This window comes from Shimazuella sp. NTD250 (assembly GCF_059510375.1).
Map to the genome: position 1 here is coordinate 71,262 of NZ_JCAJZS010000003.1, position 26,581 is coordinate 97,842.

Here is a 26,581-nt window from a genome sequence, read left to right on the forward strand (position 1 = left end):
ATGAGATGAATTTGACAAAACAGCATGTCCATTTTATCGGTATAGGTGGCTACGGCATGAGCGCGATTGCTCGTGTTTTGCTTGACTTGGAATATGAAGTATCTGGTTCTGACGTGGAAAAAAATGCCCTTGTGGAGAAACTTATGGATCGAGGTGCAACTGTCACGATCGGCCACCAATCGGAGAATGTGATAGGAGCAGACAAAATTGTTTATTCCACCAGCATCGCAGCTGATAATGTGGAATTGGTGGAAGCAACAAAGAGAAGAATACCAACCTATCATCGCTCCGAAATGCTTGCTGAATTGTTAAACAGCAAGAAGGGGATAGCAGTAGCGGGAGCACATGGGAAGACGACCACTTCTTCGATGTTAGCTCAAACACTGGAAATCTGTGATGTAGATCCAACCTATATCATAGGTGGGGAGATTGTTGGACTAAAATCAAATGCTAAAGCGGGCAAGAGCGATTATGTTGTGGCAGAAGCGGATGAGAGCGACGGGTCTTTTTTAGCATATCAACCTCATCTGGCGATTGTTACCAACATTGAAGCTGATCATCTGGAAAACTATGATAATGATTTTGAGAAGTTAAAACAAGCCTATGTGGAATTTATCAATCAAGTACGTCCAGAAGGCACAGCAATTATTGGCTGGGATGATGAGCATGTTCGCAGTATTGCACCTCAGCTAACAAGCAATGTGATCACTTATGGTATTGACCATCCTGCGGATTATACGGCAAAAGAGATCAAACCAGAAGGACATCTCATCTCATTTGCGGTTTATCATGGAGAAGAACGATTAGGCAAAGTGACTCTGCAAAAACCAGGAAAACATAATGTATTAAATGCTCTTGCTGTTGTGATTGCTAGTCTCACACTCGGTCTGTCATTTGATGAAATTGCAACAGCTCTGTACCAATTTCAAGGGGCGAAACGTCGTTTTCAGATCATTGGGGAAGTAAATCAAGTGTTGGTGGTTGATGATTATGCACACCATCCAACCGAAATCGCGGCAACGTTAAAAGCAGCAAAAGCGTTGAATCGTCGAATTGTTGTTGTATTCCAGCCACAACGGTATTCTCGCACACATCTGTTGATGAAAGAATTCAGTGAGTCTTTTGCTGAGGCAGATGAAGTGATTATCAATACACTATATGCACCAGCTGGTGAAGCTCCTATCCCTGGTGTAAGTGCAGAACGTTTGGCAGAACTAATCAAAGAAAATAGTAATCCCAATACGATATTTCTAGCAGAACATGCTGCGGTGATTGATCATCTGATAACTCATTGTAAAGAGGGTGATTTGGTATTTACGATGGGTGCAGGTGATATCTGGCATGTATCTCATGGTTTGGTAGAAGAGCTTAATAAGATCACGAAATAAGTTTTTTCAGTTTGAAGAATGCTGAGCTTAGAACATAGAAGAATATCCGACATAGCACATATGTCGGTTTTTTGTTTGAATATGTCAGGCAAATTGAGATATCTACGTACCTATGATAAGGTGAGGGATGGTTAAGATCATAAAAGGGGGATAATTTGTTGATACATAAAAGTGCAAAATTGGCTTTCTTCATTGTTCTTATTTTTAGTGTTCTAATCGGTTGTTCCAAACCATCTAGCGATGTTCCACAACAGCAAACAACAGCACAAAATGATGTAACCAATTTAAATTGGCAAGTGCCGCAATTCCAAGCAATCGATCAAAATGGGAAATCCGTCACCAAAGATACGCTAAAAGGGAAAGTTTGGCTAACACATTTTCTTTTCACCCGCTGTCCAAATATTTGTCCGCCCATGACCACAAATTTGGCAAAAGTGCAAAAAGCAATTGAAAAAGAAGGAACATCTGCAACGATGGTCTCATTTACGGTCAATCCAGAATATGATAAACCAGATATCTTAAAAAAATTTGGACAAGATCATGGAGCTAATTTAACGAACTGGTATTTCCTCACTGGGTACTCGTTTGCAGATATTCAGAAGTTAGGGAAGGACGCATTTAAAGGTCAGATCAGTAAAGTAGAGAGCAATGATCCCAATACCGTTTTGTATAATCACCCATCGCAGTTTTACTTGGTAGATCAAACAGGGAAAGTACGGAAGTTTTATGATGGATTAAAACCAGATGTCAAGCAGATAGCCGCAGATGTCAAGCAGATAGTAGAAGAAGGGAAGTAACCACCTAATAGAATAGTTAACCTTATAATTTGAAGGATAGCTTTTGTGATTGCCAATATATTATTGATGAGATTGAAGGAAATTGCTTAAAATTATGTTATTATTGGGATACATCCCTAGTATTCTCTGGAGGAATCTGTGACGACGCTTGCCGAACTCTTCATCAAGGGTCTGTGCGCCGAGGTCATCATCAAGGGCGGTCCCCAGGTCACCATTCTTCAGATGGCCAAGAGCGCTCATAACGAGATGGCCAAGGAAATCGTCAAGATCCTGAACATCGAGGCTGACAACTGGATCGAGGACAGCCCCGCGGTCGACGCCGAGGCTGCCAACGCACTCCTTCGGAGGGTGATGAACGCCTGCGACGTGATCGAGATCATCGTGGCAGTGAGGCACCGTGACATCCAAGCCATTTTGGGGATCAACCAGGTCCTCCTCCTCGCAACCCTGATCGAGCGGAAGCTCGACAGGGGAGAGGCTGTCACCCTGTTCGATCTCGAAGAGCTGGAGTCGTTCTTCTACTCCTGTGCACCGAGTCACAGGATTTTCGAGAATCAGGGCTGAGTATTTGGTGCAGCTTGCACCGGATAGCCGAGATGAACCTGTCTCGGCCCCAAACGAAAAACTCACCACCTTCAGGGTGGTTTTTATTTCGCTTGCTATCAAAACAATGTTATGTTACATTGAATCGAAAAGGAGGGAGTTTCCTTGACTCAAGAGTTGATATCAAAAAAAGATCTTCTTATGGAAACCGGTATATCTTATGGTCAATTGTACCGTTGGAAACGAAAAAAACTGATACCAGAAGACTGGTTTATTCGTAAATCTACGTTTACAGGACAAGAGACGTTTTTTCTAAAAGAGGAAGTACTAGAACGAGTGGAACGAATCAAAAGCATGAAAGATGATTTATCGCTAGATGAGATGGTTAATGTATTTAACGAACGTTCAGAGTCTGTGCCTGCATTTTTTACGAAGCGGAATTTATTAGAACGTAACATTGTTACTCCTATGGTGATTGAGCAATTTGCCAAAGATTATGAGCTGGAAAGTCACATTTCATTTGGTCACATCTGTCTATTTTATTTGATTGATAAGATGTTAAAAGCAGGTCAGATCAGTCGATCAGAAGGAGAGCTCATTTATCAAACGGTAGAGCCTTATTTGTCAACTGTACAAAAAGAAGATGGCCAATTTTATTTCGCCCGCAAGATGGGTGTTCCCATTGTGATAGTAGTCACGCCACTTGGGTTGGTTCATTTTGATCATGAAGTAGGGATTATTGCCACATACGGATTTCAGAAATTGTTCGAAGAAGTAAAAGTGAAATGGCAAGGAGGCAAGCAAGATGAATAACTTGAGCTTGATGGGGCATGGAACAGCATCTGGCGGCGTATATGATCGAGTGAGGATAAATGGAGATGCTACGATAACAGGCGATGTTGAATGTAACGAAATCATCTGTAATGGTAGGGTCAAGATAACAGGAAATGTGAAAGCTAAATTAATTCGAATCCACGGAGAGGGTACTTTTGTGGGGAGTGTGGAGGCAAATCGGATTAAACTGTATGGTCAAGTTACAATCGGCGATTCTGCTCAACTAAAAAATGCTTCTATTTATGGGGAAGTAAAAATCAAAGGAAGTGCTGCTTTTGACGACATTCACTTAAAAGGTGGATTGCAAGTCGCAGGAGACTGTGAGGCGGAAGAATTCAAGGTGCATGGCGCGTTCACAATCCAAGGGCTCTTGAATGTGGGAACTGCTGATATTGTGCCTTATGGGGATTGTAAGGCTCCAGAAATCGGTGGAGAAAAAATAATCGTTAGAAAGGCTAATCGACCATTTGGTATAATAAAATGGTTTAAATTTTTATCGCAGTATGAAGCTGAAGTAGTTACGGATATGATGGAAGGAGATGATCTGGATTTAGAAACAGCAAATATTAAAGTAGTTCGTGGGAATCGGGTGAAATTAGGTAAATCAACTGATATTCATCTGGTAGAGTACCGGGATCACTTGGAAAAACACGAACAAGCGGAAGTGAAAGAGACAGTAAAGATAACAGCTTGACGGAGGGAATATACATGGTTGCTCAAAATCAGAGCAAAGTTGGTTTTGTAGTAGCTGGATTGCTATTAGGTATTTTTATCGCGGCGATGGATAATACCATTGTCGCGACAGCTACAGGTACGATCGTTTCCGATCTCGGCGGATTTGACAAATTTGTTTGGGTTACATCTGCCTATCTTATTACACAAGTGTCCGGCACACCGATCTTTGGAAAACTATCTGATATGTATGGCCGTAAAAAGTTTTTCTTGTTTGGTTTAATCGTTTTTTTACTCGGAAGTATTCTGTGCGGAACTGCTCAAAGTATGGTCCAATTGAGCATTTATCGAGCAGTTCAAGGAATTGGGGCAGGTGCTTTAAATCCGATTGCGTTTACGATTATGTTTGATCTTTTTCCTCCTGAAAAAAGAGGGAAAATGTCTGGGCTTTTTGGAGCTGTCTTTGGTTTATCCAGTATTTTTGGACCATTGTTAGGTGCACTGATAACAGACAATTTTAGCTGGCACTGGATTTTTTACATAAATGTACCGCTAGGAATCATTTCTTTGGCGCTCATTATCCCTTTTTACAAAGAATCTCAGACACATGCGAAACAACAAATTGACTGGTGGGGAGCATTGACACTCGTCGTAGGAGTAGTTTCTCTCATGTTTGCTTTAGAACTAGGTGGAAATGAATATGCTTGGGATTCTGCTGTTATTTTGGGGTTATTCACTTCTTTTGTAGTATTTATTATCGCCTTTATTTGGATTGAAACACGGGCAGCGGAACCGATTATTAACTTTAAGATGTTCCAAAAGCGGCTTTTCACTTCTAGCGTTCTAGCAAATTTGTTTTATGGAATAGCTTTTATCGTTGGCACAGTCTACATTCCTATCTTCGTAGAGGGAGTTTTAGGAGGCTCTACTACCAATTCAGGATTAATATTAATACCGATGACATTTGGTAGTGTTGTGGGAGCTCAAATTGGCGGTATTCTTGTATCAAAAACAAGTTTTCGAAAAATCATGGTCTCCTCTTGTGTGATTTTTATTATTGGGATGTTGTTACTGAGCACCATTGCTCCTGATACTACAAAAGGTGTATTGACTACTTATATGATTATTACTGGTTTTGGAGTGGGTTTTTCCTTTTCAGTGTTAGGACAATCGGCTATACAACCATTTGGTTATCGAGAACGTGGGTCAGCTACCTCTACCAGCACCTTTTTACGTACGCTTGGAATGACACTTGGGATTACGATCTTTGGGATATTACAACGGAACTATTTTACCGATAAATTAGTAACTGCTTTTGCTGGTGCGGATGGGCAGTTGTCAGATCCAAGAGCGATTTTATCACCTGAGACAAGAGCCCATATCCCACCTGTGATTTTGAATAAAATTACGGCTGTTCTTTCTGATTCTATCGCTTATACGTTTACATGGGCGATTGTTCCAGCAGTTATGGCATTTATCTGTGTTTCACTGATGGGGAGTGAGCGAGTAGCAAGTCCTAGCAAACTAGCGACGGAATAAAAATTTGGAAAGCAACTCTATCAAAAAGAGTTGCTTTTTTGTTATGATGATCTCAAAAAATAGAAATGAATGATAAAATTGGAAATTTTTTATCTGCTGGTCACTATGCTGTGCAATGGTCTTCTAGGTTTCCATTTACCATGGATTGGGAAAAGATTGCTGGCTTATCGTAAAATTCCTCTTTCTAACACCAAAGATGTTTCCCTTTTTTTGGGGATTATTGCTAGTGTAGCTGGAGGGATGATCGCATTTCGATTTTCCTCTTTTTGGGAAGTTATTCTAGCATTAATTTTTCTCTTTCTTTTATTATTGATTGGTTGGATAGATTGGCATACTGGCTACATTTTAGATCAGTTAACGATCAGCGGATCGTTAATCATTGGTGGGATAGAGTTTGTTTGGAACCCTTCTGTACTACCATCCAAACTAGCAGGCAGTATCTCTATTTTTCTTCTTTTGTTTTTTCTAGCGAAGACTACCAATCGATTGGGGCAAGGAGATGCAAAGTTGATGGCGATGTGTGCTCTGTTGATGAATTGGCAGGGTATATTGCTGGCGATTTGGCTAGCATCGATCAGTGGGCTCATTTACATAACCATTGTCACATTTCGAAAGAAGATAGACATACGAAAGTATGCACTGCCATTTGGTCCTCATCTCGCCTTTGGATCGTTTAGTGCTTATTTATTTGGAGAACAAGTAAATCATCTTTTTTCCAGTGAAGTTGTTCTATCAATTCTATCAGTTCATATACTCTATTAACACGTTTTGAGAGAGGGTAGATGAAATGGAAGTAAAAATAGGGGCAAAAGTAAAAGCAAATATAGCCCAAAAAAAGAATAGAGACACATTTGAACCAAATGTAAAAGTACAGACAAAAAAAATCGGAAAATCTGATTCAAAGCCACACACAAAACCACGAATTATACCATTTCCAATGGAAGATGAGAAAAAGAATGTGATCGATTGGGTATCACCTGGAAAGCCATTTGCCCGTGAGAAAAAAGATCAGCGGAAATTGGTTCATCTATTTATTTCGATAGCTGGTGCTCTTCTTGTGGGGACAGTAATGGGTTTTTCTGTATTGGCATTGTTTTTTTCCGATCATCCTAATACAAACAACAATAGCATAGATGCACACTTGCCAGTAACATCTTCCGAAAAAAAAGCAACGGTTCAGGAACCAGTGAAACAAAAACCGGCAGCTTCTACTCCGGCGAGCATCAATCTACCCAAGTTGCAAGTTTCTCTTTTACAAGCGGGTAACTATCAATCTAAAAGTAGTGCAACCAAAGTAGCAGAAAAGTATCGAACCAACGGATTTGCAGCTGTCATGTCTGATCAAGCACCATTTCGAATTTATCTTGGGGTAGGAGTGAATAAAACAAATGCCCAGCTATTGAGACAGCGATATGCAGCGAAAGGGATTACTGTTTATGTGAAAGATGTTACCCTCACTGGGAAGGTTCCCAAAATGGAAGGATTAGTCGAAACATTAAACATGGGAAACCAGTTATTTACCGAGTTGCAAGCTATTTCTGTTACGAGTATTACAAAAAATACGAAGATTCATATACCGAGTAACTTAAAAGAAAAACAGATGGCTTTTATGAAAGCAAATCAGCAGTCAAATCATTATCCTGTTGAAGCACGTGCAGCGATGATGGAATTAGCCAGAGGCTTGGATCAATCCGTTCAAGGAGCAATAGAATTTTCCAAACATCCAAATGATACACTTGCTTGGTTTATTCAAGAAGGTCTTGTGCGTTATATCACTGGTTATGAACATCTACTCTATTCCCTGAAGGGAAACAAATGATGACGGTTACGTGATTTTTTGTGAAAATAATGATAAAATATTTCTAGAGCCAAAAATTATTTTCTAGAGGCTAAGAAATTTTTTCCGTTTTATTTTATCTCCATAAGGAAAGCTGTCCCTTTATCCGTTTCTTTGAGTATTCAATGGATAGTAATTTTTCTTTCCTTCCTTACTTTGCAGGAGTTCACCAAAATATTGTAGAATAGTACAGTACGTATATTCCCATTTTTATTTTCCTTAGGAGGAATCTCTGGCTTGACTCAGCTTATTCTCGCCTCCTCCTCTCCTCGTAGGAAGGAGCTTTTGGAGCAATTATCGCTGTCGTTTGAAATTGTTACTAGTTCCGTGGATGAATCACTGATCGAGCTTACTGAACCTGAACAACTGGTTATGGAGTTGGCACTTCTCAAAGCAAGATCAGTAGCTGCCACCTCTTTTTCGTCTGCTGTCATAATTGGAGCCGATACAGTTGTTTCGATCGATGGTCAAATTCTTGGAAAGCCTGTGGATGAGAAACATGCAGTAGCAATGCTTCACCAACTATCAAACAGAAAACATCAAGTATTTACAGGTATTTCACTTGTAGAGGTAAAAGAGGGGCAGATTGCACGACATATCACAGACTTCCGGCAAACGGATGTATGGATGAGATCTTTATCCGAACAAGATATTTCATGGTATGTGAGTACAAGAGAGCCTATGGATAAAGCTGGTTCGTACGGTATTCAAGCATATGGTGCATGTTTTGTAGATCGTATCGATGGGTGTTACTTCAATGTAGTAGGTTTGTCACTTCCGTTACTAGAACGAATGTTTCGACAACTTGGCTATAACTTGATGACAGACTTTACCCGCTAAGGGGGGGGCTAGTTGTTGTTAATTCGGGATCTTCCAACTGGTGAACGTCCAAGAGAGAGAATGATGCGTCTAGGACAAGCTTACCTATCTAACGCAGAGTTAATCGCTTTGTTACTGCGAACTGGTACAGCAGGGTTGTCCGCTACTCATCTTGCGGAGAATTTGTTGAGTAAAACTGGTGGTCTTAGAGGACTTGCTAATATGAGCCTTGCAGAGCTGACTCAATTGAAAGGAATAGGTCCAGCTAAAGCTATTCAGTTAGTGGCTGGCTTGGAGTTGGGGAGAAGATTCACCAGAGTACAACCGATCGAGAAGCAGAGAATGCAAACACCAGAGGATGTTGCAAGTTTTGTAATGGACGAGATGCGATATTTAACACAAGAACATTTTGTTTGTATCTATTTAGATACGAAACATCGTGTTATTGAGAAAAAATGTATCTTTATTGGAAGTTTAGATACGGCGGTTGTTCATCCTCGGGAAGTTTTGCGTGCAGCAATAAGCAGCTGTGCTTCTGCTTTCATATGTGTACATAACCATCCGAGTGGAGACCCATCGCCTAGTCGAGAAGATATCGAAGTGACAGAACTTTTATACCAAGCATCTATCACAGTGGGAATAGACTTATTGGATCATATTATCATTGGTGACCAGCGATTTATTAGTTTAAAAGAACGGGGTTTTTTTCCTCTATAAGTAGGAACAGGAAGGAAAAAAGTAGGGTATAGCGAAAGAATAATGGAGATGGGGTGAGATTAGAATGGCTAAAGTAGTAAAACCAAGTGTATTAATCAAAGGTACGAAAGATGGACTTCTTTTCTTTTTAGATGATAGCCTCCCCTTTTCCATAGTGCTTAATGAGTTAAAACATAAATTGTTACATGAAAATGCGTCCCATATTTGGAATGGTCCTGACATGCGAGTGCAGATAAAGCTGGGAAAAAGACAGATTACGAGAAGTGAAGAACAAGATTTACGAGAGGTTTTTTCAGCTCGCAAAAATCTTCACATTTATACCTTGGAATCTGATGGTATACCGTATTTATTAGACTCTCCACGAAAGATGGAAATGCTTACTGGTACTGTTCGATCAGGACAGGTTCTTTCTCATAAAGGAGATTTATTATTACTTGGTGACGTCAATCCTGGGGGTTGTGTACAATCAACTGGCAATGTTTTCATTTTAGGTGCACTGCGTGGATTGGCTCATGCAGGAAGTGATGGAGACGAATCTGTCATCATCGCTGCTTCTATTTTTAGACCGACACAACTTCGAATCCATAATATTATTTCACGACCACCAGATGAGTGGAAAGAATCTGAGAATCACATGCGTTTTGCCTATATAGTCAAGGAACAGATCGCAGTAGATAAGATGAATCATCTCAGTCATATTCGACCTGAAATGGAATGGAAAGAGATCGGTAGGAAATTTGGCTAGGGAGGAGGACCAGTAATGGGAGAAAGTATTGTTGTAACATCCGGAAAAGGAGGAGTAGGGAAATCTACTACTTCTGCTAACATAGGCACTGCATTAGCGCTAATTGGTAAAAAAGTATGTTTAATAGATACAGATATTGGTCTACGTAACCTAGATGTGTTGATGGGATTGGAAAATCGAATTGTCTATGATATTGTCGATGTTATCGAAGAAACTTGTAGAGTGGATCAAGCTCTTATACGTGATAAGCGATGCGAAGAATTGTATTTACTCCCAGCTGCACAAACAAAAGATAAAAGTGCTATCACTTCCAACCAATTACGTAGGTTAATAGCTGATTTACGAGATCAATTTGATTATATTCTTATCGATTGCCCAGCTGGAATAGAATCTGGATTTCAACATGCCATCGCAGGTGCAGATAAAGCGATTGTCGTGACTACTCCGGAGCATACAGCTGTCCGTGATGCCGATAGAGTAATTGGTTTATTGGAAAAAGAACGAATTGCCACACCAAAATTAGTAATTAATCGTTTTCGGAAACAACTAGTGAAAGATGGAGGAATCTTGGATGTAGAAGAAGTTGTTTCTATTTTATCGGTAGATTTATTAGGAGTAATTCCTGATGATGAACATGTGATCCGATCAGGAAATGCTGGAGAACCAGTCGTATGGAATAGTGCCTCTCTTGCAGGGAAGGCATACCGCAATGTAGCACGACGCATCATGGGAGAAATGGTTCCACTACTCGTACAAGAAAAAGAACAAAATATGCTGGTTAAAATGAAGAAATGGCTAGGATTTGCTTAACCACCGACCCCGAAGGGGGTTTTTTATTTTGAAAAATGCATTCCCAGTATAGAGAAATATTGCACAAAAATGTATTTTTTTAGGATTAAAAAAGAAAATTCATTCTTTATTACAAATAACTGATTGATTGGCATTTACAAAGAGATATAATTATAATGGGGGAGGATGGATTGATAGGAGTTTTTAGAAGAAAATTCCGTAAATGTAGAAAAAGAGGAGGAACCAATGAGTATCTTAATTTTAAACGCAGTTTCCCATACAGATTGTCCATATGATGAGTTGTTAGGTGACTTGGGTGAAGAGCTAATCTTGCTGACAGATCGTAGATATGTGGAGGGCTTCCCCAAACAAAAATACACCTATATTGAAGCATTTGACTCATACGACGTAAATAGTAACGTTGAACTTCGGGCGATTGAACTGTATGAAACTTACCAATACCACACTGTAATAGCTTTAAAAGAAATGGACATTTTACGAGCCGCTAGTATTCGAGATTGGTTTGACCTCCAAGGGCAGCGTACCGATAGCGCTGAACAATATCGGGATAAAGTGCGAATGAAAGAAGTTGCTGGCGATAATGGTATTCCAGTAACGAAATTTCGCCGTATTCACTCCTCTTTCGATCTCATCCAATTTGTCAAAGAGTATGAATTTCCAGTGGTTATCAAGCCTGTTTTAGGAAGAGGTTCTACTGGAACATGTGTACTCGATGATAAAGCCGCATTATCGCAATTCATAGAGAAAGGTGTCCCTTTGGAAATTGCAGTAGAAAAGTTTGTAGAAGGTGAAGTGTATCACGTTGATGGAATTGTTCAAGAAGGCAAACTAGAATTTATTAGTGCTTCCAAATACTACGATGCTCCTTTGCACTTCCATACTACTAGTTACCAAGGTGCATTCTTACTAACTCCTACTAGCGGAATTGCTGAAAGATTGGTAGAGAAGACCAAGAAATTAATTGCATGCCTTGATACCCCCGATTTTACCACGTTTCACGCTGAATGGTTTCATACTCCTGATGATCAAATCATATTAGTTGAAATCGCGAGTAGAACTGGTGGCGGACGTATCGCTCAAATGAATGAACATGCATTTGGAGCAAATCTATTGGAGGCTTCTTTGCGTTTGCAATGTGGTAAATCTGTTCCTGTTCCTTCGGTGGAAAAACAAAAACATCCAGATATTTTAGCAGCATGGATGATTTTGCCTCCGCACAAAGGTACCCTCCGTTCTCTGCCAGCTGGTCAACCGCCAGATTTTGTAGTTGAATACAAAGTAGTAGGAAAGATCGGACAAAATTATAATGATCCTGTAAGTCAAGTTGATCATATCGCCTCTTTTGTAGTAGAAGGGGAGAATGAAGAGATTCTACAGGAACGTGCGCAAGCCGCATATGAATGGTTTCACCAGTCTACTACTTGGGATTAGATCAGGATTTCATAGGATTCTGAGTGACAAAACCACGGTTTGAATCATGGGATGAAAACGAGCGTTAGATGAGAAAGAGTTTAGCTCTCTCAAGTCCAACACTTTTTCAACAAAAGATATTTACAAATATACATTCTGATGATGAACTATCGTCAATTACAAATTTTGGATAGTTTGAAATGCGAAAACCAAGTAATAGGACTATTCCATGTTGTAAGGGAACAGTGGGGCTCACGGGGCTAGCTTGGTAATGAAGTAGTCATTAAGATTACCACCGTCCCAAGAATCCTACGGCTTTAGCTGTATGGAGTGACAAAAGGGTAAATATGGTGCAAAAAGGCGACCCATAACAGGTCGCCTCTTCCAATTAGGGCTGTTTTTTTGTTGGTAATTTTGTTTTGCACCATTTTATTGAGGCAGTCCACACTTTGTTTACCCAGTCGCGAACTTTTGTCATTTTTCATACCCTCCTTTTTCAAGTTGTACACTAGGAGCATATGAAGGACATCCCTGACATATGATTGTACAAATGGTACGAGCAGTGAGAGGGAGGGATAACAAATGGCCGATTGGGGATATGAGTTAAATAAAAATAGAGAGCAAAAAATTCGATCACTGGAAAGAAAATTGGAATCGGTGAATCGAACACCTACATGGGAGCCGAAAGAAAAGTTTGATGAGATAGATAGATCATCCATTGTAAAATGGACGGATACACAAGAAGGAAAAGCTAAAAACAATCCCAAAAATGTGTTTCTGATGCAAATGGTAGCTGCCTCTATGTTATTTTTGATTACTCTTGTAGGGACGAGATACCCCGTTGCAGAAAGATGGATTTCTACTGCTTGGAGTCAGAAAATTCCTTATGAGAAGGTAAGTGCTTTTTATCAAGAAATAGTAGGAAGCCGACCGACTTTGCTGCCCGTGTTTTCAGGTGAAAAAAAACAAGTAGAGAGATGGGCAGCTCCAATCAAGGGAAAAGTAGTTCTATCTTTCAATGAACAACGAAAAGGAGTCGTGATACAAACTGCTGGTAAAGTGCCAATAACAGCTGCAAAAGCGGGAGTGGTTACTTTTGTAGGAAACAAAACAGGAATAGGGCAGACAGTAATTATCCAGCATGAAGATGGAAAACAAACATGGTATGGATTTCTTGGTAAAATTCGGTTAAAAGTGAAGGACGAAGTGAAAAGAGGTCAGACAATTGGGCAAGTTACTCCCCGTAGTAATCAGTATTTTGTTTATGTAGCCCTGCAAGAAAATGGACAATTTATCGATCCTACTGGCATTATTCCTTTTAGGTAGGGCAAATGGCTACATTTCAGAGATTCCGATTACATCCAACATTCTGGTTGCTGGTAGTTATTTCGGTCTGGACAGGGCACTTTCTTGAGATCATCACTTTATGCGTCTTAGTTTTTATTCATGAATTGGGGCATGTTGCAGCTGCTTGGTCATATGGTTGGCGAATTCAATCAATCGAGCTTTTGCCAATTGGAGGAGTTGCAAAAACAGATGAGTGGGGTACCGTTCCAGCTAAAGAAGAAATTGTAGTAGCTTTAGCAGGGCCTTTTCATCATGTTTGGATGGTATTGTTTAGTCTGCTCGCCTTTCATTTAGGTTGGTGGAGTGAGGCTTGGACTACTTATTTTATCCAAGGAAACTTGTTCATTGCCCTCTTCAACCTTGTACCAATCTATCCTTTGGATGGAGGAAGAGTACTTCAAGCATTGCTAAGTTATGTGTTACCTTATCGTTTGTGTATTACTGTTACATACTGGGTGAGTATTATTTTGACGATTGGTCTCATTGGATGGGGATTATCTTCGTCTTTTCCGTTGTTTACGATTTCTCTCTTTTTACTCATGACAAATATAAAGCACCTGCGATCACACCATCTTCAATATTTACGTTTTTTGTTATATCGTCATCATAATGGAATACATCATGATGTACCTATACGTCGTATCGTGTTGCAGCAACCGATCGTAACTTCATCTATCATTGATCGCTGGTACAAAGAATCTTATCACGTCTTTGAGTTGAAAGATAAATCAGGTACATCGCTGGGTTTTATTCCAGAAGAGAGGTTGCTAAAAAAATATTTTGAAGATGGGAAGATAGGTAAGATACAAGATCTAGTCAGTTAGAGATACCATACAGAAGCAAGCATTTGCATCAACAAAGGCTTCTCCCCCAATGGGGATGGGATAATTAGGTAAGGAATGCCCGGCAGGCAAGCCGTAATAAGACGGTTTGCAAACTCGCCCGATGTGATCAGTTAATATTTTTATAACAGGTAAGCTCGGTTTGTTTGCTGGGGCATGACAGTCGGTAAAATCACCAAATACAATTCCGCTGCAAGCTTGTAATTTACCAGCTAAACGAAGTTGAGTTAACATACGATCAATTCGATATGGATTTTCTCCCACTTCTTCGATAAATAAAATGCAGCCGGTTGTATCGATTTCAAAAGCAGTCCCCAGCGATGCCACAAGTAATGATAAATTTCCTCCAACAATAGATCCTACTGCTTTTCCAGGGAACAGGCAGTGGGCTTTTTTTGTTCTAGGGTACGTATAAGTACTCGTTGGATTTTGAAGTAACCGCCACAAATCCCTCCACCAGTCTTCTCCTGCTGATTCGGGTAATTCTGCTAACATTGGACCATGAATGGTAGGTATTCCCGTCATTTGATAAATGGCATTGAGCAAAGTAGTAATATCACTATAGCCGATCAACCATTTTGGATTGCGACGAATTAGCTCAAAATCGAGTTGATCGACGATCCGCAGACAACCGTATCCTCCACGCAAGCAAAGAATTGCTTCAATTTCAGGGTCTGCATACATACGATGTAAATCCGCTAAGCGATCCTTATCATTTCCTGCTAAAAATCCATTTTGATCGAAGATTGCATCCCCGAGAACTGGTATATAACCAGCATCATGTAGATGATCAATTGCTTGGTGTGTTTTTTTAGGATCAACCGAGCTCGAAGGTGCCACAATACCAATATAAGCTCCTTTATGCATAGGTTTTGGAATCATTCCTTCAACCCCTTTTTATTATGAATATGCCAAAATGTCACTTGTTGATGGAATATGGTGTAATGTAAACCTTTTGTTTTCGAGATAGTCCTTTTTAAAATGAAATAGGATTACAATGTTGTTTTTCATATAAAGAAGGTAATTTAAAATGAATAACATTCTATTTTGTATGGTATAAAACACTTTTATTATTAAAAGAATATTCAAGGAAAGTACATCATTATGCAGTTTAGAATAGATATTTATATATTAAAATATGAAATATCTTTATTTAATAAAATAAATGAATGATGGGAAAGAAGGAATATATAAAATGTTCAAAAAAGTTGTTTCCGGTGCATTTGCAGCTACTCTTGTTTTGGCAATACCAAGTCTTGCGCTAGCATGTAACTGGGGAGCACAAGCGAGTGGAGATTGTAAAAAGTTAGATGTATCCGTTTCAGTTGAACGTGGCAATGATGAAAAAGCTGGTAGCTATGACCTGTACTGGTCAAAAAGCGGTAATCCAAAAGAAGGAGAAAAGATTGCAACTGGTGAAATCCCAGCCTTGGAAAAAGGAAAAGTACATAACATTTCCTATGATATTGCACAAAACAAAAATGGGAAAGAAGGCCATTATATTTTCCATTTGATCGAACCCAAAGGTTCTATTTGGAGCAAAGAAATCGTGGTGACAAATTGTACCGAAGTCCCACCGGCAACGGATAATGGAGGAACAACACCTCCAACATCAGACAATGGGGGAACGACAACTCCTCCATCTACCGACAACGGTGGAACCACAATTCCGCCAACTACAGATAATGGAGGAACGACAACCCCACCAACAACGGACGAAGGTGGTAAAACTCCTACACCAGTAGTGACCAAGCCAAACGGTGGGAAATTGCCTAAAACTGCAAGTTCCTTTCCAACTGCAATCGCACTAGGTGCAACACTCGTCGCTGGTGGAGCACTTTCCCTTCGTTTACAAAAACAATAATGAATGCAGATAAAAGAAAAGAGGCCATTGTGTCCTTTTCTTTTTGTTTATCTTGCCTTTTCGGGGTTATAGAATTTTAAAAAACTTGATTCTATTGAGGAATCAAGTTTTTATTCGCTTTTTTAGTTAAGAATTCGAATCAGGAAGGCCTAATAGTATATGCGTTTCTTTATCTAACTAATTCTTTCCATTTTTTATGAAGAATCTGCTCTCCTAATTGAGCTAAAACTTTTTGTCCTTCAACCGTTGGATGAACATCATTTTGGGCTAAACGAACTAATGTATGTTGCTGTTCATCAAATGCAGCATGTGCATCTGCTACTTTTAAATGAAATTTATTTGCATTGTTTTCGATGATAGTATTGAGTTGTCCGATTATCGATTCTGAAAAAGGATGTAAGTAAACAGATGCAGATGGAAACGGATTGTAGAGATTATATAAAACTATCTTAGCTGAAGGAGCAAGTTGTTTGATGTTTTGAATGATAACAGGCAAGTTTTCTGCAAAAGTTTGCGTTGCTTGCTCAAATCCTTTTTCTTGTTCTGGAGTCAACTGAATCGGTTTTTGTGTGTTTTCTGGATTCAATAATCCATATTGAGAGGCGAGTCTTAAGATATCATTACTTCCTATATCTAATGTGACAATTTTTGCTTGTTTAATGGCTGTTTGGAATTTTTCCGTTTGCAAAGCCTGTAATAAATCGCCTGATGTCCAACCAGGAACCCCCAAGTTTGCAACATTCTTATTTAAATGAGCTCCGATCAAATAAGGAAAAGCATATGGAGATGGTGAATGATTATCCCCTAAATTGTATCCAAATGTAATGGAGTCACCGAGTGCTACAAGGGATGAATGATGTGCTTTTAGGGATGAAGCAAAAGAGGAGTAGGGTAAGACAAAAGTACATATCAGTGTAAGAGCAAACATAAGTATGGAAACTTTTTTCATGCAAGCAACCCCTTGATGATTGTATTTTTGTGACCACCACAATCATATTACAATTTATTTCATATTGGTATGAATATATCGTTAATCATAATGAATGTATAATGGTCTCTTGTTTGATAGTCTGATTATGCTTATTTAGAGAGTAATGGAAATGAAGTATGACAATAAAAGAAATATACGTAGCTGCACTATAAGGAGAAATCCTTACTTTTATTTATGATCACATTTAGGGAACATCATTTCTTTATTGATGTGATCTTTAAACTTGCATATGTCTAACATATTTTCACCTATTTTTTCATTTATAATGATATTTATGAAAGGAAGTGCAACGGAGTGGATATGAATATTTTCATTGTGGAAGATGATATGGCTATTTTTCAGTCGCTAAAGGAACGACTTGAACAGTGGTCTTTTCAAGTTACAAGTCCAGATGATTTTCATCATTTGATGGAGTCTTTTCTAAGTAAACAACCGCATCTGGTTATCATGGATATTCAACTGCCTGCGTATGATGGTTTCCACTGGTGTCGAGAAATTAGGGCAATATCAAAAGTGCCCATTCTCTTTTTATCCTCAAGAGATCATCCGATGGATATGGTGATGGCGATGAATATGGGAGCGGACGACTACATTCAAAAACCTTTCAATATGGATGTATTTATGGCTAAAATTCAGGCGTTACTCCGTCGAAGTTACAATTATAAAGAACAAGTCACTGATCTAATGGAATGGAATGGTGCGATCATTGATTTAAAGCGCGCTGTTATTCGGATGGCAGGAAGCGAGATTGAATTGACAAAGAACGAGTTGTTTATATTAGTTGTTCTTGTTCAGATGAGTGATCAAATTATTACCCGTAGTGAACTCATAAGGAAACTGTGGGATGATGAGCGATTTGTCAATGACAATACGTTGACTGCAAATATAACAAGGTTACGCAGAAAACTTGCGGATTTCAAGTTGGAAGATGCGATCGTGACCAAAAAAGGCATTGGCTATATGGCGGTAACGTTATAAGAAAGGGATAAAGATATGTTTATTCGCTATCTAAATGATAGAAAAAACTGGATTCTCTTTTATTTTATTTCTCTTGCGTTTACCAACTTTATCATTTGGCTAGATAGTGGAATATCTCTCCAAATAGGTTCTATCATCTATCTAAATCTATTACTGTTCTGTGCTTTCCTTCTCTTTTTTGTGTGGCGTTATAAGAAAGAAACAGGGTTTATAAAAACACTTATGGCAATTGGGGAAATGGAAGAAGATTGGATCGAGATGTTACCAGAACCAAATTTTTTGCTAGATGAAGTGGTAAAGGAAACGTTGTGTGCAGCGGATCGTTCTTATAAACGAAAATTATCTATGATCCATGAGGCTCATGTAATGGAAAGAGATTATGTTGCATCATGGGTACATGAAGTAAAAACACCGCTTACAGCTATGAAATTAATGATTGATGCGAATCGAAGTGATCCTGCATTGCAGAAGATTGGAGCAGAATGGCTGCGTATTCATCTGCTTATTGACCGGCAATTATACATATCTCGCCTTCCTTATCTGGAATCCGATTACGTTTTAGAAAAAAAACAACTGCATCGGCTTGTTGCTAGTGAAGTCCGGGAATTAGCCTCGTGGTTTTTGGAGAAGAATGTTGCGGTTGAGTTTGAAGGGGAAAATGTAGCAGTGAAGACAGATAGTAAATGGTGCCAATTTATTTTACGACAAATCTTAGTAAATGCAGTGAAATACAGCCCAGACGGCGGGGTAATCACGATAGAAACAGAAATGATATCTACTGGAAATGTTGTTTTGAAACTAAGAGACGAGGGTCCAGGGATTGCCTCACACGATTTGCCTCGCATTTTCGATAAAGGGTTCACAGGCGGCACTGGAAGATTACAAAACGCAGCAACGGGACTAGGATTGTATCTGGCAAAAATGGTAGCCAGTAAAATCGGGATCACTATTTCGGTACAATCAAAACAACTGCAAGGAACTACTGTGTCTTTGACATTCCCTATTGAAAATGAATATGAAGCAACACGAACCTGACAATAATGTCACATTGGCTTTCTTGATTGTCACGTGAAACGAACGATTTTTTCGACTTTTAATCATAAAATGAATATCTAGCGAGGAGATGAACACGAACCAGAATTTAATTCCAAAAGCATTTTTACATGTACAGGCTGTGTTTGGGGGCGACTATGTTGACAATATTTGAGTTGGTCATCCGCAACATGAGAAGAAATATCAGACAGTATTATCTCTATCTTTTTGCACTTGTTTTTAGTTTAGGTCTTTATTTTATCTTTTCCATGCTGCAGCATGACCCATCCATTGTGGCAATAACAAGTTTAAATGATAACTTTCGTGATTCATTTCAAATCGCAGGGGTAATTTTGATTGTTATCATCATTAGCTTTATGATATATGCCAATCATATTTTTCTTCGACTTCGCAGCAAAGAAATTGGACTATATCAACTAATCGGTTTGACCAAAACAAGGATAGCTCGCCTTATTATCAGTGAAAACATCATGATTGGGGTAAGTGCGTTTGTTTTTGGGATCATTGGTGGTACCTTAACTTCGCGACTCTGTAAACTGATGCTTATGAAATTAATCGGTGATGACAGTATTATCACTATGTCCTTTTCTGTTGAGGCAGTCTTGGAAACTTTATTTGTGCTTATTGTGCTTATGTTAGTAAATTCAGCACAAATGGTTTTCGCCATTTATCGTAGTACATTGCTTGAATTGTTCGATGCTGATAAGCGAAGAGAGTATATAAAAAGACCTCAAACTGTCAAAGCAGCCATTGTCACTACATTTGCTATTGTTCTCCTTGTATTTGGATATTGGTACTCAGGATACGTTATCAATCAATCTTCCACCATTCGTGTGTTAGTACTATTTTTAACGACAACAGCAGGCACATACTTGCTTTTCCGAGTTACCATCAGTTGGTTTTTGTATGAGTTTCGAAAAAAGAAAGATGGTTACCTTGGTTTGCAAAATAGTCTTTCTATCACTCCGATTATGCATCAAATGAAGTCCAATGCGCTCGCTTTTACTTTGATCACCATCCTATCAACAGTGAGTTTGACGATGATTGCTGTTGGTAATGCGACTTACTGGACCTTTGCGAAAGAAATTCGTTCAGCTAATCCATATGATTTTATTTTTGAAAATCAGGAGCAAGATGCAACATTATTTCAGGATAAGCTCACAAAAGAAGGCATTTCTTTTATTCGTTATCCAATCACAGGGGTTCAGTTAGAAGTGATGAGCACTTCACTAATGAATGAAATGCCAATACCAATTATCCCGACTAGTCGTATTTCTATCTTCTCAGCCGAACAACTTGTCAAGGCTGGCGCTGACATCACGGTGCCGAAAACAGGGGATGCTGTTCTCTATCATTCAAGTGCAAATAAAGACTTTCAAAATTCAAAAATGAGATTTCCTGTCCATATTCATGTTTATAGCAGTCGAGGTCTGCAAACAATCCGATTAACGAGAATAGTAGAGAAGACCGTTGTTAACGATTTTGACGTTACTGGGTTTCAACTGGTTGTATCAGAAGAAACAATGAAAGAGCTTAAAAAGAACAATGAATCATTGGAAATAGACGCATTTCAGATATCAAACAGGCATGATCTTGCCAAGGCATCTGCTATTTATAAAAGTATAGATGAAAATATCATGTCAAACAGACCACAAGGAAAATTTCTGCCTGATTATTATACGGTTTATGAGCTGGAATATCAGTCTTCTGGATTGCTTATTTTCGTTACTGGTTTTCTTGGTCTCGTCTTTCTCATCTCGACTGGCAGTGTCATATATTTCAAGCAGATGATGGAAGCAGAGCAGGAGAAGAAAGCCTATATTATCTTACGGAAATTTGGTTTTGATGTAAAAGATATGATGAAAGGCATTATTCGTAAACAACTGTTTGTCTTTTCTGTTCCTCTTGTGATTGCACCTTTGCATGCTATTTTTGCAGTGAGAGCAACCATGATAGACTTGCAAACGGATATCACTGTGCCTTCTATGATTTCCATAGGAGTGTATGTATTGTTTTATTTCACCTTTGCCAGCTTAACAGTCAATTACTACCAAAAAATGATCAAAAATGCACGATAATAAATTGCGTGATATATCTTGTATTTCGTAGGGATTATGCTGCACGTGAAAAATAGTTCGGCTATACCTACGATCACAGGAAATTATGTCGGAATATTATGATTTTTTAACAAGGCAAAGAGAGAGGGAATGTGTAGTGGATCGATTGATACGATGGGGTTTAAATAATACTGTGGCCGTTATTATTTTGAGTATTCTTGTACTAGTTACAGGGGTTTTATCTGCTTGGAATATCCAAGTGGAATCGCTTCCAAGTGTTCATTCACCAACATTGGAAATATCGGTTTCCAAAAAGGGTTATTCTGCTGAGGATATAGAACAAGACATAATAAAACCAATAGAAGATCGCCTTTCACAAATGAAGGAAGCTCAATACATTAGTGTTTCCAATGAAAATACTGGATCTATTGAGATCACTTATCCATTTGAACAAGATATAGATCAAGCAAAGGAGAAAGTACAAGATGAATTAGACAAACTTAGTTTCCCAGAGGAAACAGAAGTGAAGCTGGATAAAAGTTCGACAGAGAATAAAACGGTTTATGAAGTTGCTTTTAGTTCATCAAATAGTCTCAAACTACAACATTTGCTTGAGGGAAAAATTATTCCTGAGTTGAAAAAAGTGGATGGTGTTGAGGAAGTAACACTATCTGGTGATAAACAGCAATCTTGGGTTGTCAGTGTAGATCTGGATAAGGCTAAAAAATACGGGATCACTACCCAATCTATCTATGATGCAATCCAGACGTCTAACACCTCCCTGCCCATTGGCACCGTTCAGAAGTCAAAGTATACCATACCAGTAAATTTGTCTGGGGATAAGATCTTAAAGATCGATGATTTAAAGCAAATCGATATAGTAGGTGGCACATCTCCCTTAAAATTGGGTACTATTGCAACTGTCAAAGAGGCGGCTATACCAAATGGAATTACCCGTTTTAATGGGGAAAGTGCTCTCTTGTTAAATGTCACAAAAACGGATACCGCAAATTCGCCAGAAGTTGGTAGTAAAGTAAAACAAATTGTGGACAAATACCAGAAACAAGAAAAATTCAAAATGTATTCTCTCACAGATGATGGGCAAGCTGTATCAAACTTGATTCATTCCTTAATGAGAGAGGGTTTACTAGGTGCTTTATTTACTGTGTTAATCATTGCTCTTTTCCTGCGTAATCTGCGTGCAACTATTATTGCGATTGTGTCTTTGCCGCTATCTGTCTTTGCTACAATGAGTTTTCTAGATTTGTTAGGTTATACACTAAATATGATGACTTTAGGAGGAATAACAGTAGCAATTGGTAGAATAGTGGATGACAGTATTGTAGTGATCGAGAATATTTTTCGTTGGAAACAGCAAAACAGCAAAGAAAACAGTGACAAAAAATTGGCTTTCTATGCAACTAAAGAAGTACTAAAGGCAGTCGCCTCTTCAACGCTCGTCACGATAGTCGTATTTTTGCCACTTGCTTTTATTAGTGGGGAAATCGGTGAGTACTTCCGTCCCTTTGCATGTGCTGTTGTATTTTCTATCTTTATCTCGTTTTTGGTAGCATTTCTGCTGATCCCAGTCCTTAGTAGTAAATTCTTTCTAAATGTCAAACATCGAGAAAAGAAAAGTGTACTTGTTGACTGGTATACAAAAATGTTACTAGGTGCACTGAAGCACAAAGCAATCGCGATTTCTGTATCAATCCTTCTGTTATTCAGTGCAATAGCGATGGTACCGCAGCTTGGTTATTCATTTTTACCAGCTGGTCCTGTCTCATCTTTAAAGGTTTTAACGGTTTTACCAGCTGCAACGAAGCAAGCGGATACGGATAAAATGGCAAAGAAGTTAGAAAAGTATGTGAAGGGATTAAATGATGTTAATTATAGTCAAATGTCAATCAATCTACCAGCTGAAGGGAGGATAGGACCAACGCAAGGGAACAACATAGAATTTACAATAAAATTAAATGATAGAGTAGCGGTAGAGCCGTTTATTAAAAAAATGGAACAAGCATTGAATGAGATTGTGCATGCTGATTATCCTGCTGGGATGATTCTTGTTTCTGGAATTGGACAACAATCGGCTGGTGGTCAAGGTTTTATAGGTTTTTCCTTATATGGTGAAGATTCATATGCACTAGAAAAAGCTTCTAAGCAAGTGGAGGACATACTACAGCAAAATAAGCAGTTGGAAAACGTCACCAACAAAATGGAACAGGTTATACCCAAGTGGAATCTCAAACTGAATGACAAAGGGAAAGAACTTCAGGTTGATATCAATCAGATCCGCAGTATAGTAGGATACTACTTAGAAGGACAGAATATCGATGATTTTAAGATTGGCAATGAAAAACAAATGTTGACGATTTCTTACAGTAAAGGGATCACCTCTCTTACGGAATTAAAAAACATTTCTGTGCCTACAAAAGCAGGAAATAAAAAACTAAGTGATATTGTAACTATTACAGAAACAAAGACTCCAATATCGATTCAACATGAACAAGGAAAAAATTATGCTAGTGTGACTGCATCGATCAAGACAACTGATGTGAAAAAAGTTACCAAAGAAGTAATGGCAAAAGTAAATCAGCTTACATTACCAGCAGGGGTTACCCTTGGATCGGACGGTTCACTAGAGGAGACCGAGGAAGGTTTTCAAAGTTTGGGGATTGCTATTTTTGTAGCGATTGGTCTGGTCTTTCTTACTTTAAGTGTTACATTTGGGGGAGTAGTAACGCCATTGATTATTCTCTCTTCCATTTTGTTTATACCAATTGGTTCAATTGCTGCACTATTGATAACAGGACAGACACTCTCGATAAGCGGAATGATAGGTGTGCTGATGCTAGTTGGAATTGTAGTAACAAACGCAGTAGTTTTACTTGACCGGATTGAAACCAACCGCAAATCAGGTATGGAGATAACAGAAGCAATTGTAGAAGCAGCAAAAATAAGACTCCGGCCGATTTTAATGACTGCTATTGCAACGATATTTGCGCTTATCCCTCTTGCGTTGTCCGTAGCTTCTGAAGAGTTGATTTCCAAGGGATTAGCGATAACCGTTATTGGTGGCTTAACCACCTCTACTTTAGTAACGTTGTTTTTTGTTCCAGTCGTATATGCAATAGTAAGAAAAAATGAGCGGCAAAAAGAAATAATATGATACTTAACCCCTCTAGTATTTCCCTTGTTGGGTATGCTAGAGGGATTCTATTATACTTGGAAATACAGAAGGATGATTTTTCGAAAATGAGTTCACAGAAAGTGTTGAAAGATAAGGCAATTGGACAATTTATATTCAGTACATACTGATGTTAATAAATAAGATACAACATTGCTATATAATCTAGTCAGATGTAGTTATGCTCAGGACGTTCACAACTAAAAATGAATTCCAATATGGGAAGCTACCTGATAATATGTCACACTTCTCCTGCCATTTGTCATCTGAAACAAACGACCATTTATACAACAAACAGTAGAATTTAATATAGAAAAGGAGGTTAGAAAACAAATGGATCACAAAAAAACAGTTTTGCATGCTCAAAATATTCGTAAATCTTATGGCACACGTAACAATGTACAGCAAGTTTTGAAAGGGATCAATCTTCGTGTTCTAGAAAATGAATTTGTTGGAATCATGGGACCTTCGGGGTCTGGGAAGACGACATTGTTGAATGTTCTTGCCTCCATCGATCGCACAACGGAAGGGTCAATTTTCATCGAAGACGCAGATATTTCCAAAATGAAAGACTCCGAATTGTCTGCTTTTCGAGGTAGAAAACTAGGATTCGTCTTTCAAGATTACAATCTTCTTGACACATTAACAGTGAAGGAAAATATTCTTCTTCCTGTATCACTTAGCATGATGAATAAGAAGGCAGCGGAAGATGAGTTCCAGACAATTGCTGAAGTCCTTAGCATTAAAGAACTTGCTGACAAATATCCACATGAAATTTCTGGTGGTCAAAAACAACGGACATCTGTTGCACGTGCGCTGATTAATCAACCATCCATGGTATATGCAGATGAACCAACAGGTGCACTTGATTCAAAGTCGGCATCTTCTCTATTAGGTATGATGGAAGAGATAAATAAGAAAAGAGGCACTACCATTGTGATGGTGTCACATGATCCAGTTGCCTCCAGTTATTGTAGTCGGGTTGTTTTTCTAAAAGATGGGATGATCTATTCGGAATTGTATCGAGGAGACAAAACGAGACAGGCTTTTTTCAAAGAAATTTTAAATGTCCAAGCAGTTCTCGGGGGTGACAATGTTGACACTCTCTGATCTTGTTCTGTGAAGTATGCGGAAGAATATGAAACACTATTAACTCTACTTTTTTTCGCTTATTTTCAGCATAGGTCTCTATTTTATCTTTTTGACTTTGCAGCATGATCCTTCGATCGTTAAGAAAGCAAGTCTGAGTAGTAACTTTGCTATGTTACTTCGAGTGGGAGGGATTCTATTATTTTTTATCGTGATGGTTTTCACGGTATATGCAACTAACATTTTCCTAAAGCGCAGGAGCAGGGAAATTGGACTTTATCAGTTGATTGGTCTAACAAAAATGGCTGTTGCTCGTTTTAGAAAATGAATTGTTTGGTAAAATTATAATAGCTCATTACAAGATGTTCGATATCAAACAATGTGGAGGTTTACCGGTTGAAAGAAAACTATGTTTTTCGCTAAGTCCGAGCTCCCCCGTATCCGTTTATACTTCAAGTATTTATATTTATAGGAGGTACAAATGGATATTTTTATAAGAGACATGGTAAATGGGGATCAAAACAAGTTTATAAACTTAGATGATAGTTTTGTAGTAGATTCTGTTCTCATATTGTCTGTAGCAGATCAAAAAGTAAGTTACACAGTAGAGGAACTTCCGAGTTATACAAAGAGTTATCAAGATGATCCAAATGAAGAAATATCGGATAAAGATTATTTGACATATATCAATAACCCAAATCAGATTATTTTTTTAGCATTTATAGGAAATAGGCTGGTTGGAAAAGTTATGGTAAAGAAAAATTGGAATGAGTATGCTTATATCGAAGATTTACAGGTAGATAGCCGATATCGAAGACATGGAGCAGGACGACAACTGATTGAAAAAGTGAAACAGTGGGCTAAAGTTAAAGACTTACCTGGTATCATGCTGGAGACACAAAACACAAATGTCCAAGCATGTAAGTTTTATGAAAGACTTGGATTTGTTATCGGTGGTTTTGATTTTTGTGTCTATAAAGGTGTCCAACAAATGGATGAGACTGCAATATACTGGTACTTACTGTTTGAATAACATCATAAAAAGGCTTGATTCCACTA

General features: G+C 38.6%; 24 protein-coding genes. 22 read left to right on the forward strand and 2 right to left on the reverse strand.

Annotation, left to right across the window (positions count from 1 at the left end; all coding sequences use genetic code 11):
• Positions 1-5: 5 nt before the first annotated feature.
• The 15 genes from murC (at position 6) to AC5WOF_RS08490 (ending at position 14,282) form a co-directional block, all read left to right on the forward strand.
• Complete coding sequence (gene murC, locus AC5WOF_RS08420; protein ID WP_496049518.1) at positions 6-1,388, forward strand: UDP-N-acetylmuramate--L-alanine ligase; 1,383 nt, start codon at positions 6-8, stop codon at positions 1,386-1,388.
• Positions 1,389-1,546: 158 nt separating this feature from the next.
• Positions 1,547-2,185, forward strand: a complete 639-nt coding sequence (locus AC5WOF_RS08425) for an SCO family protein (RefSeq protein ID WP_496049519.1) — start codon at positions 1,547-1,549, stop codon at positions 2,183-2,185.
• 138 nt (positions 2,186-2,323) lie between these two features.
• Positions 2,324-2,749, forward strand: coding sequence for a hypothetical protein (locus AC5WOF_RS08430; RefSeq protein ID WP_496049520.1), 426 nt, complete (start codon positions 2,324-2,326; stop codon positions 2,747-2,749).
• A gap of 144 nt (positions 2,750-2,893) precedes the next feature.
• Positions 2,894-3,541, forward strand: coding sequence for a DUF4004 family protein (locus AC5WOF_RS08435; protein WP_496049521.1), 648 nt, complete (start codon positions 2,894-2,896; stop codon positions 3,539-3,541).
• Entirely contained in the window at positions 3,534-4,256 is a 723-nt protein-coding gene (locus AC5WOF_RS08440) for a polymer-forming cytoskeletal protein (protein ID WP_496049522.1), read from the forward strand. The genes AC5WOF_RS08435 and AC5WOF_RS08440 overlap by 8 nt, the downstream gene beginning before the upstream one ends.
• Before the next feature lie 14 nt (positions 4,257-4,270).
• Positions 4,271-5,773, forward strand: coding sequence for an MDR family MFS transporter (locus tag AC5WOF_RS08445; protein ID WP_496049523.1), 1,503 nt, complete (start codon positions 4,271-4,273; stop codon positions 5,771-5,773).
• A 78-nt stretch (positions 5,774-5,851) separates the two neighbouring features.
• Positions 5,852-6,535, forward strand: coding sequence for a prepilin peptidase (locus AC5WOF_RS08450; protein ID WP_496049524.1), 684 nt, complete (start codon positions 5,852-5,854; stop codon positions 6,533-6,535).
• Positions 6,536-6,560: 25 nt separating this feature from the next.
• Entirely contained in the window at positions 6,561-7,592 is a 1,032-nt protein-coding gene (locus tag AC5WOF_RS08455; RefSeq protein ID WP_496049525.1) for a hypothetical protein, read from the forward strand.
• A 255-nt stretch (positions 7,593-7,847) separates the two neighbouring features.
• Positions 7,848-8,450 (forward strand): Maf family protein, encoded by a 603-nt coding sequence (locus AC5WOF_RS08460; RefSeq protein WP_496049526.1) that lies wholly within the window; start codon positions 7,848-7,850, stop codon positions 8,448-8,450.
• A gap of 12 nt (positions 8,451-8,462) precedes the next feature.
• On the forward strand, positions 8,463-9,146 hold the full coding sequence (gene radC, locus AC5WOF_RS08465) for a RadC family protein (protein WP_496049527.1): 684 nt from the start codon (positions 8,463-8,465) through the stop codon (positions 9,144-9,146).
• A gap of 64 nt (positions 9,147-9,210) precedes the next feature.
• Positions 9,211-9,891, forward strand: a complete 681-nt coding sequence (locus AC5WOF_RS08470) for a septum site-determining protein MinC (protein WP_496049528.1) — start codon at positions 9,211-9,213, stop codon at positions 9,889-9,891.
• Between the two features lie 15 nt (positions 9,892-9,906).
• Positions 9,907-10,701, forward strand: coding sequence for a septum site-determining protein MinD (gene minD, locus AC5WOF_RS08475; protein ID WP_496049529.1), 795 nt, complete (start codon positions 9,907-9,909; stop codon positions 10,699-10,701).
• A 225-nt stretch (positions 10,702-10,926) separates the two neighbouring features.
• Positions 10,927-12,132: an ATP-grasp domain-containing protein gene (locus AC5WOF_RS08480; protein WP_496049530.1), complete on the forward strand. Its 1,206-nt coding sequence runs from the start codon at positions 10,927-10,929 to the stop codon at positions 12,130-12,132.
• Between the two features lie 561 nt (positions 12,133-12,693).
• The gene (locus AC5WOF_RS08485) at positions 12,694-13,437 is read left to right on the forward strand and encodes a peptidoglycan DD-metalloendopeptidase family protein (RefSeq protein ID WP_496049531.1); all 744 of its coding nucleotides are present in this window, start codon (positions 12,694-12,696) and stop codon (positions 13,435-13,437) included.
• A 5-nt stretch (positions 13,438-13,442) separates the two neighbouring features.
• Positions 13,443-14,282: a M50 family metallopeptidase gene (locus tag AC5WOF_RS08490; RefSeq protein WP_496049532.1), complete on the forward strand. Its 840-nt coding sequence runs from the start codon at positions 13,443-13,445 to the stop codon at positions 14,280-14,282.
• Here AC5WOF_RS08490 and AC5WOF_RS08495 read toward each other — a convergent pair.
• Positions 14,271-15,182 carry a S66 peptidase family protein gene (locus AC5WOF_RS08495; protein WP_496049533.1) on the reverse strand — a complete coding sequence of 304 codons (912 nt, stop codon included), beginning with the start codon at positions 15,180-15,182 and terminating at the stop codon, positions 14,271-14,273. The two genes, AC5WOF_RS08490 and AC5WOF_RS08495, sit on opposite strands and share 12 nt — an antisense overlap.
• Positions 15,183-15,495: 313 nt before the next feature.
• On the opposite strand from AC5WOF_RS08495, the gene AC5WOF_RS08500 reads away from it, so the two are divergent.
• Entirely contained in the window at positions 15,496-16,164 is a 669-nt protein-coding gene (locus tag AC5WOF_RS08500; RefSeq protein ID WP_496049534.1) for a hypothetical protein, read from the forward strand.
• Between the two features lie 169 nt (positions 16,165-16,333).
• Here the strand turns inward: AC5WOF_RS08500 and AC5WOF_RS08505 are convergent, their stop codons facing one another.
• Positions 16,334-17,113 carry an SGNH/GDSL hydrolase family protein gene (locus AC5WOF_RS08505; RefSeq protein ID WP_496049535.1) on the reverse strand — a complete coding sequence of 260 codons (780 nt, stop codon included), beginning with the start codon at positions 17,111-17,113 and terminating at the stop codon, positions 16,334-16,336.
• A gap of 342 nt (positions 17,114-17,455) precedes the next feature.
• Between AC5WOF_RS08505 and AC5WOF_RS08510 the strand changes: the two genes are divergently transcribed.
• From AC5WOF_RS08510 to AC5WOF_RS08535, 6 genes are all read left to right on the forward strand, one after another.
• Positions 17,456-18,133, forward strand: a complete 678-nt coding sequence (locus tag AC5WOF_RS08510; RefSeq protein ID WP_496049953.1) for a response regulator transcription factor — start codon at positions 17,456-17,458, stop codon at positions 18,131-18,133.
• Between the two features lie 15 nt (positions 18,134-18,148).
• A complete protein-coding gene (locus AC5WOF_RS08515) occupies positions 18,149-19,168 on the forward strand; it encodes a sensor histidine kinase (protein ID WP_496049536.1) in 1,020 nt (339 codons plus the stop codon).
• A gap of 155 nt (positions 19,169-19,323) precedes the next feature.
• The gene (locus tag AC5WOF_RS08520) at positions 19,324-21,264 is read left to right on the forward strand and encodes an FtsX-like permease family protein (RefSeq protein WP_496049537.1); all 1,941 of its coding nucleotides are present in this window, start codon (positions 19,324-19,326) and stop codon (positions 21,262-21,264) included.
• Between the two features lie 136 nt (positions 21,265-21,400).
• The gene (locus AC5WOF_RS08525; protein ID WP_496049538.1) at positions 21,401-24,415 is read left to right on the forward strand and encodes an efflux RND transporter permease subunit; all 3,015 of its coding nucleotides are present in this window, start codon (positions 21,401-21,403) and stop codon (positions 24,413-24,415) included.
• 351 nt (positions 24,416-24,766) lie between these two features.
• Positions 24,767-25,543 (forward strand): ABC transporter ATP-binding protein, encoded by a 777-nt coding sequence (locus tag AC5WOF_RS08530; protein ID WP_496049539.1) that lies wholly within the window; start codon positions 24,767-24,769, stop codon positions 25,541-25,543.
• 460 nt (positions 25,544-26,003) lie between these two features.
• A complete protein-coding gene (locus tag AC5WOF_RS08535) occupies positions 26,004-26,555 on the forward strand; it encodes a GNAT family N-acetyltransferase (protein WP_496049540.1) in 552 nt (183 codons plus the stop codon).
• Positions 26,556-26,581 lie beyond the last annotated feature (26 nt).

What these genes read in the sequence shown, in the direction of transcription:
- murC (WP_496049518.1), top strand. Translation starts at nt 6, where the DNA reads ATGAATTTGACAAAACAGCATGTCCATTTTATCGGTATAGGTGGCTAC.
- AC5WOF_RS08440 (WP_496049522.1), top strand. Translation starts at nt 3,534, where the DNA reads ATGAATAACTTGAGCTTGATGGGGCATGGAACAGCATCTGGCGGCGTA.
- AC5WOF_RS08445 (WP_496049523.1), top strand. Translation starts at nt 4,271, where the DNA reads ATGGTTGCTCAAAATCAGAGCAAAGTTGGTTTTGTAGTAGCTGGATTG.
- AC5WOF_RS08455 (WP_496049525.1), top strand. Translation starts at nt 6,561, where the DNA reads ATGGAAGTAAAAATAGGGGCAAAAGTAAAAGCAAATATAGCCCAAAAA.
- AC5WOF_RS08470 (WP_496049528.1), top strand. Translation starts at nt 9,211, where the DNA reads ATGGCTAAAGTAGTAAAACCAAGTGTATTAATCAAAGGTACGAAAGAT.
- minD (WP_496049529.1), top strand. Translation starts at nt 9,907, where the DNA reads ATGGGAGAAAGTATTGTTGTAACATCCGGAAAAGGAGGAGTAGGGAAA.
- AC5WOF_RS08480 (WP_496049530.1), top strand. Translation starts at nt 10,927, where the DNA reads ATGAGTATCTTAATTTTAAACGCAGTTTCCCATACAGATTGTCCATAT.
- AC5WOF_RS08485 (WP_496049531.1), top strand. Translation starts at nt 12,694, where the DNA reads ATGGCCGATTGGGGATATGAGTTAAATAAAAATAGAGAGCAAAAAATT.
- AC5WOF_RS08490 (WP_496049532.1), top strand. Translation starts at nt 13,443, where the DNA reads ATGGCTACATTTCAGAGATTCCGATTACATCCAACATTCTGGTTGCTG.
- AC5WOF_RS08495 (WP_496049533.1), bottom strand. Translation starts at nt 15,182, where the DNA reads ATGATTCCAAAACCTATGCATAAAGGAGCTTATATTGGTATTGTGGCA.
- AC5WOF_RS08500 (WP_496049534.1), top strand. Translation starts at nt 15,496, where the DNA reads ATGTTCAAAAAAGTTGTTTCCGGTGCATTTGCAGCTACTCTTGTTTTG.
- AC5WOF_RS08505 (WP_496049535.1), bottom strand. Translation starts at nt 17,113, where the DNA reads ATGAAAAAAGTTTCCATACTTATGTTTGCTCTTACACTGATATGTACT.
- AC5WOF_RS08510 (WP_496049953.1), top strand. Translation starts at nt 17,456, where the DNA reads ATGAATATTTTCATTGTGGAAGATGATATGGCTATTTTTCAGTCGCTA.
- AC5WOF_RS08515 (WP_496049536.1), top strand. Translation starts at nt 18,149, where the DNA reads ATGTTTATTCGCTATCTAAATGATAGAAAAAACTGGATTCTCTTTTAT.
- AC5WOF_RS08520 (WP_496049537.1), top strand. Translation starts at nt 19,324, where the DNA reads ATGTTGACAATATTTGAGTTGGTCATCCGCAACATGAGAAGAAATATC.
- AC5WOF_RS08530 (WP_496049539.1), top strand. Translation starts at nt 24,767, where the DNA reads ATGGATCACAAAAAAACAGTTTTGCATGCTCAAAATATTCGTAAATCT.
- AC5WOF_RS08535 (WP_496049540.1), top strand. Translation starts at nt 26,004, where the DNA reads ATGGATATTTTTATAAGAGACATGGTAAATGGGGATCAAAACAAGTTT.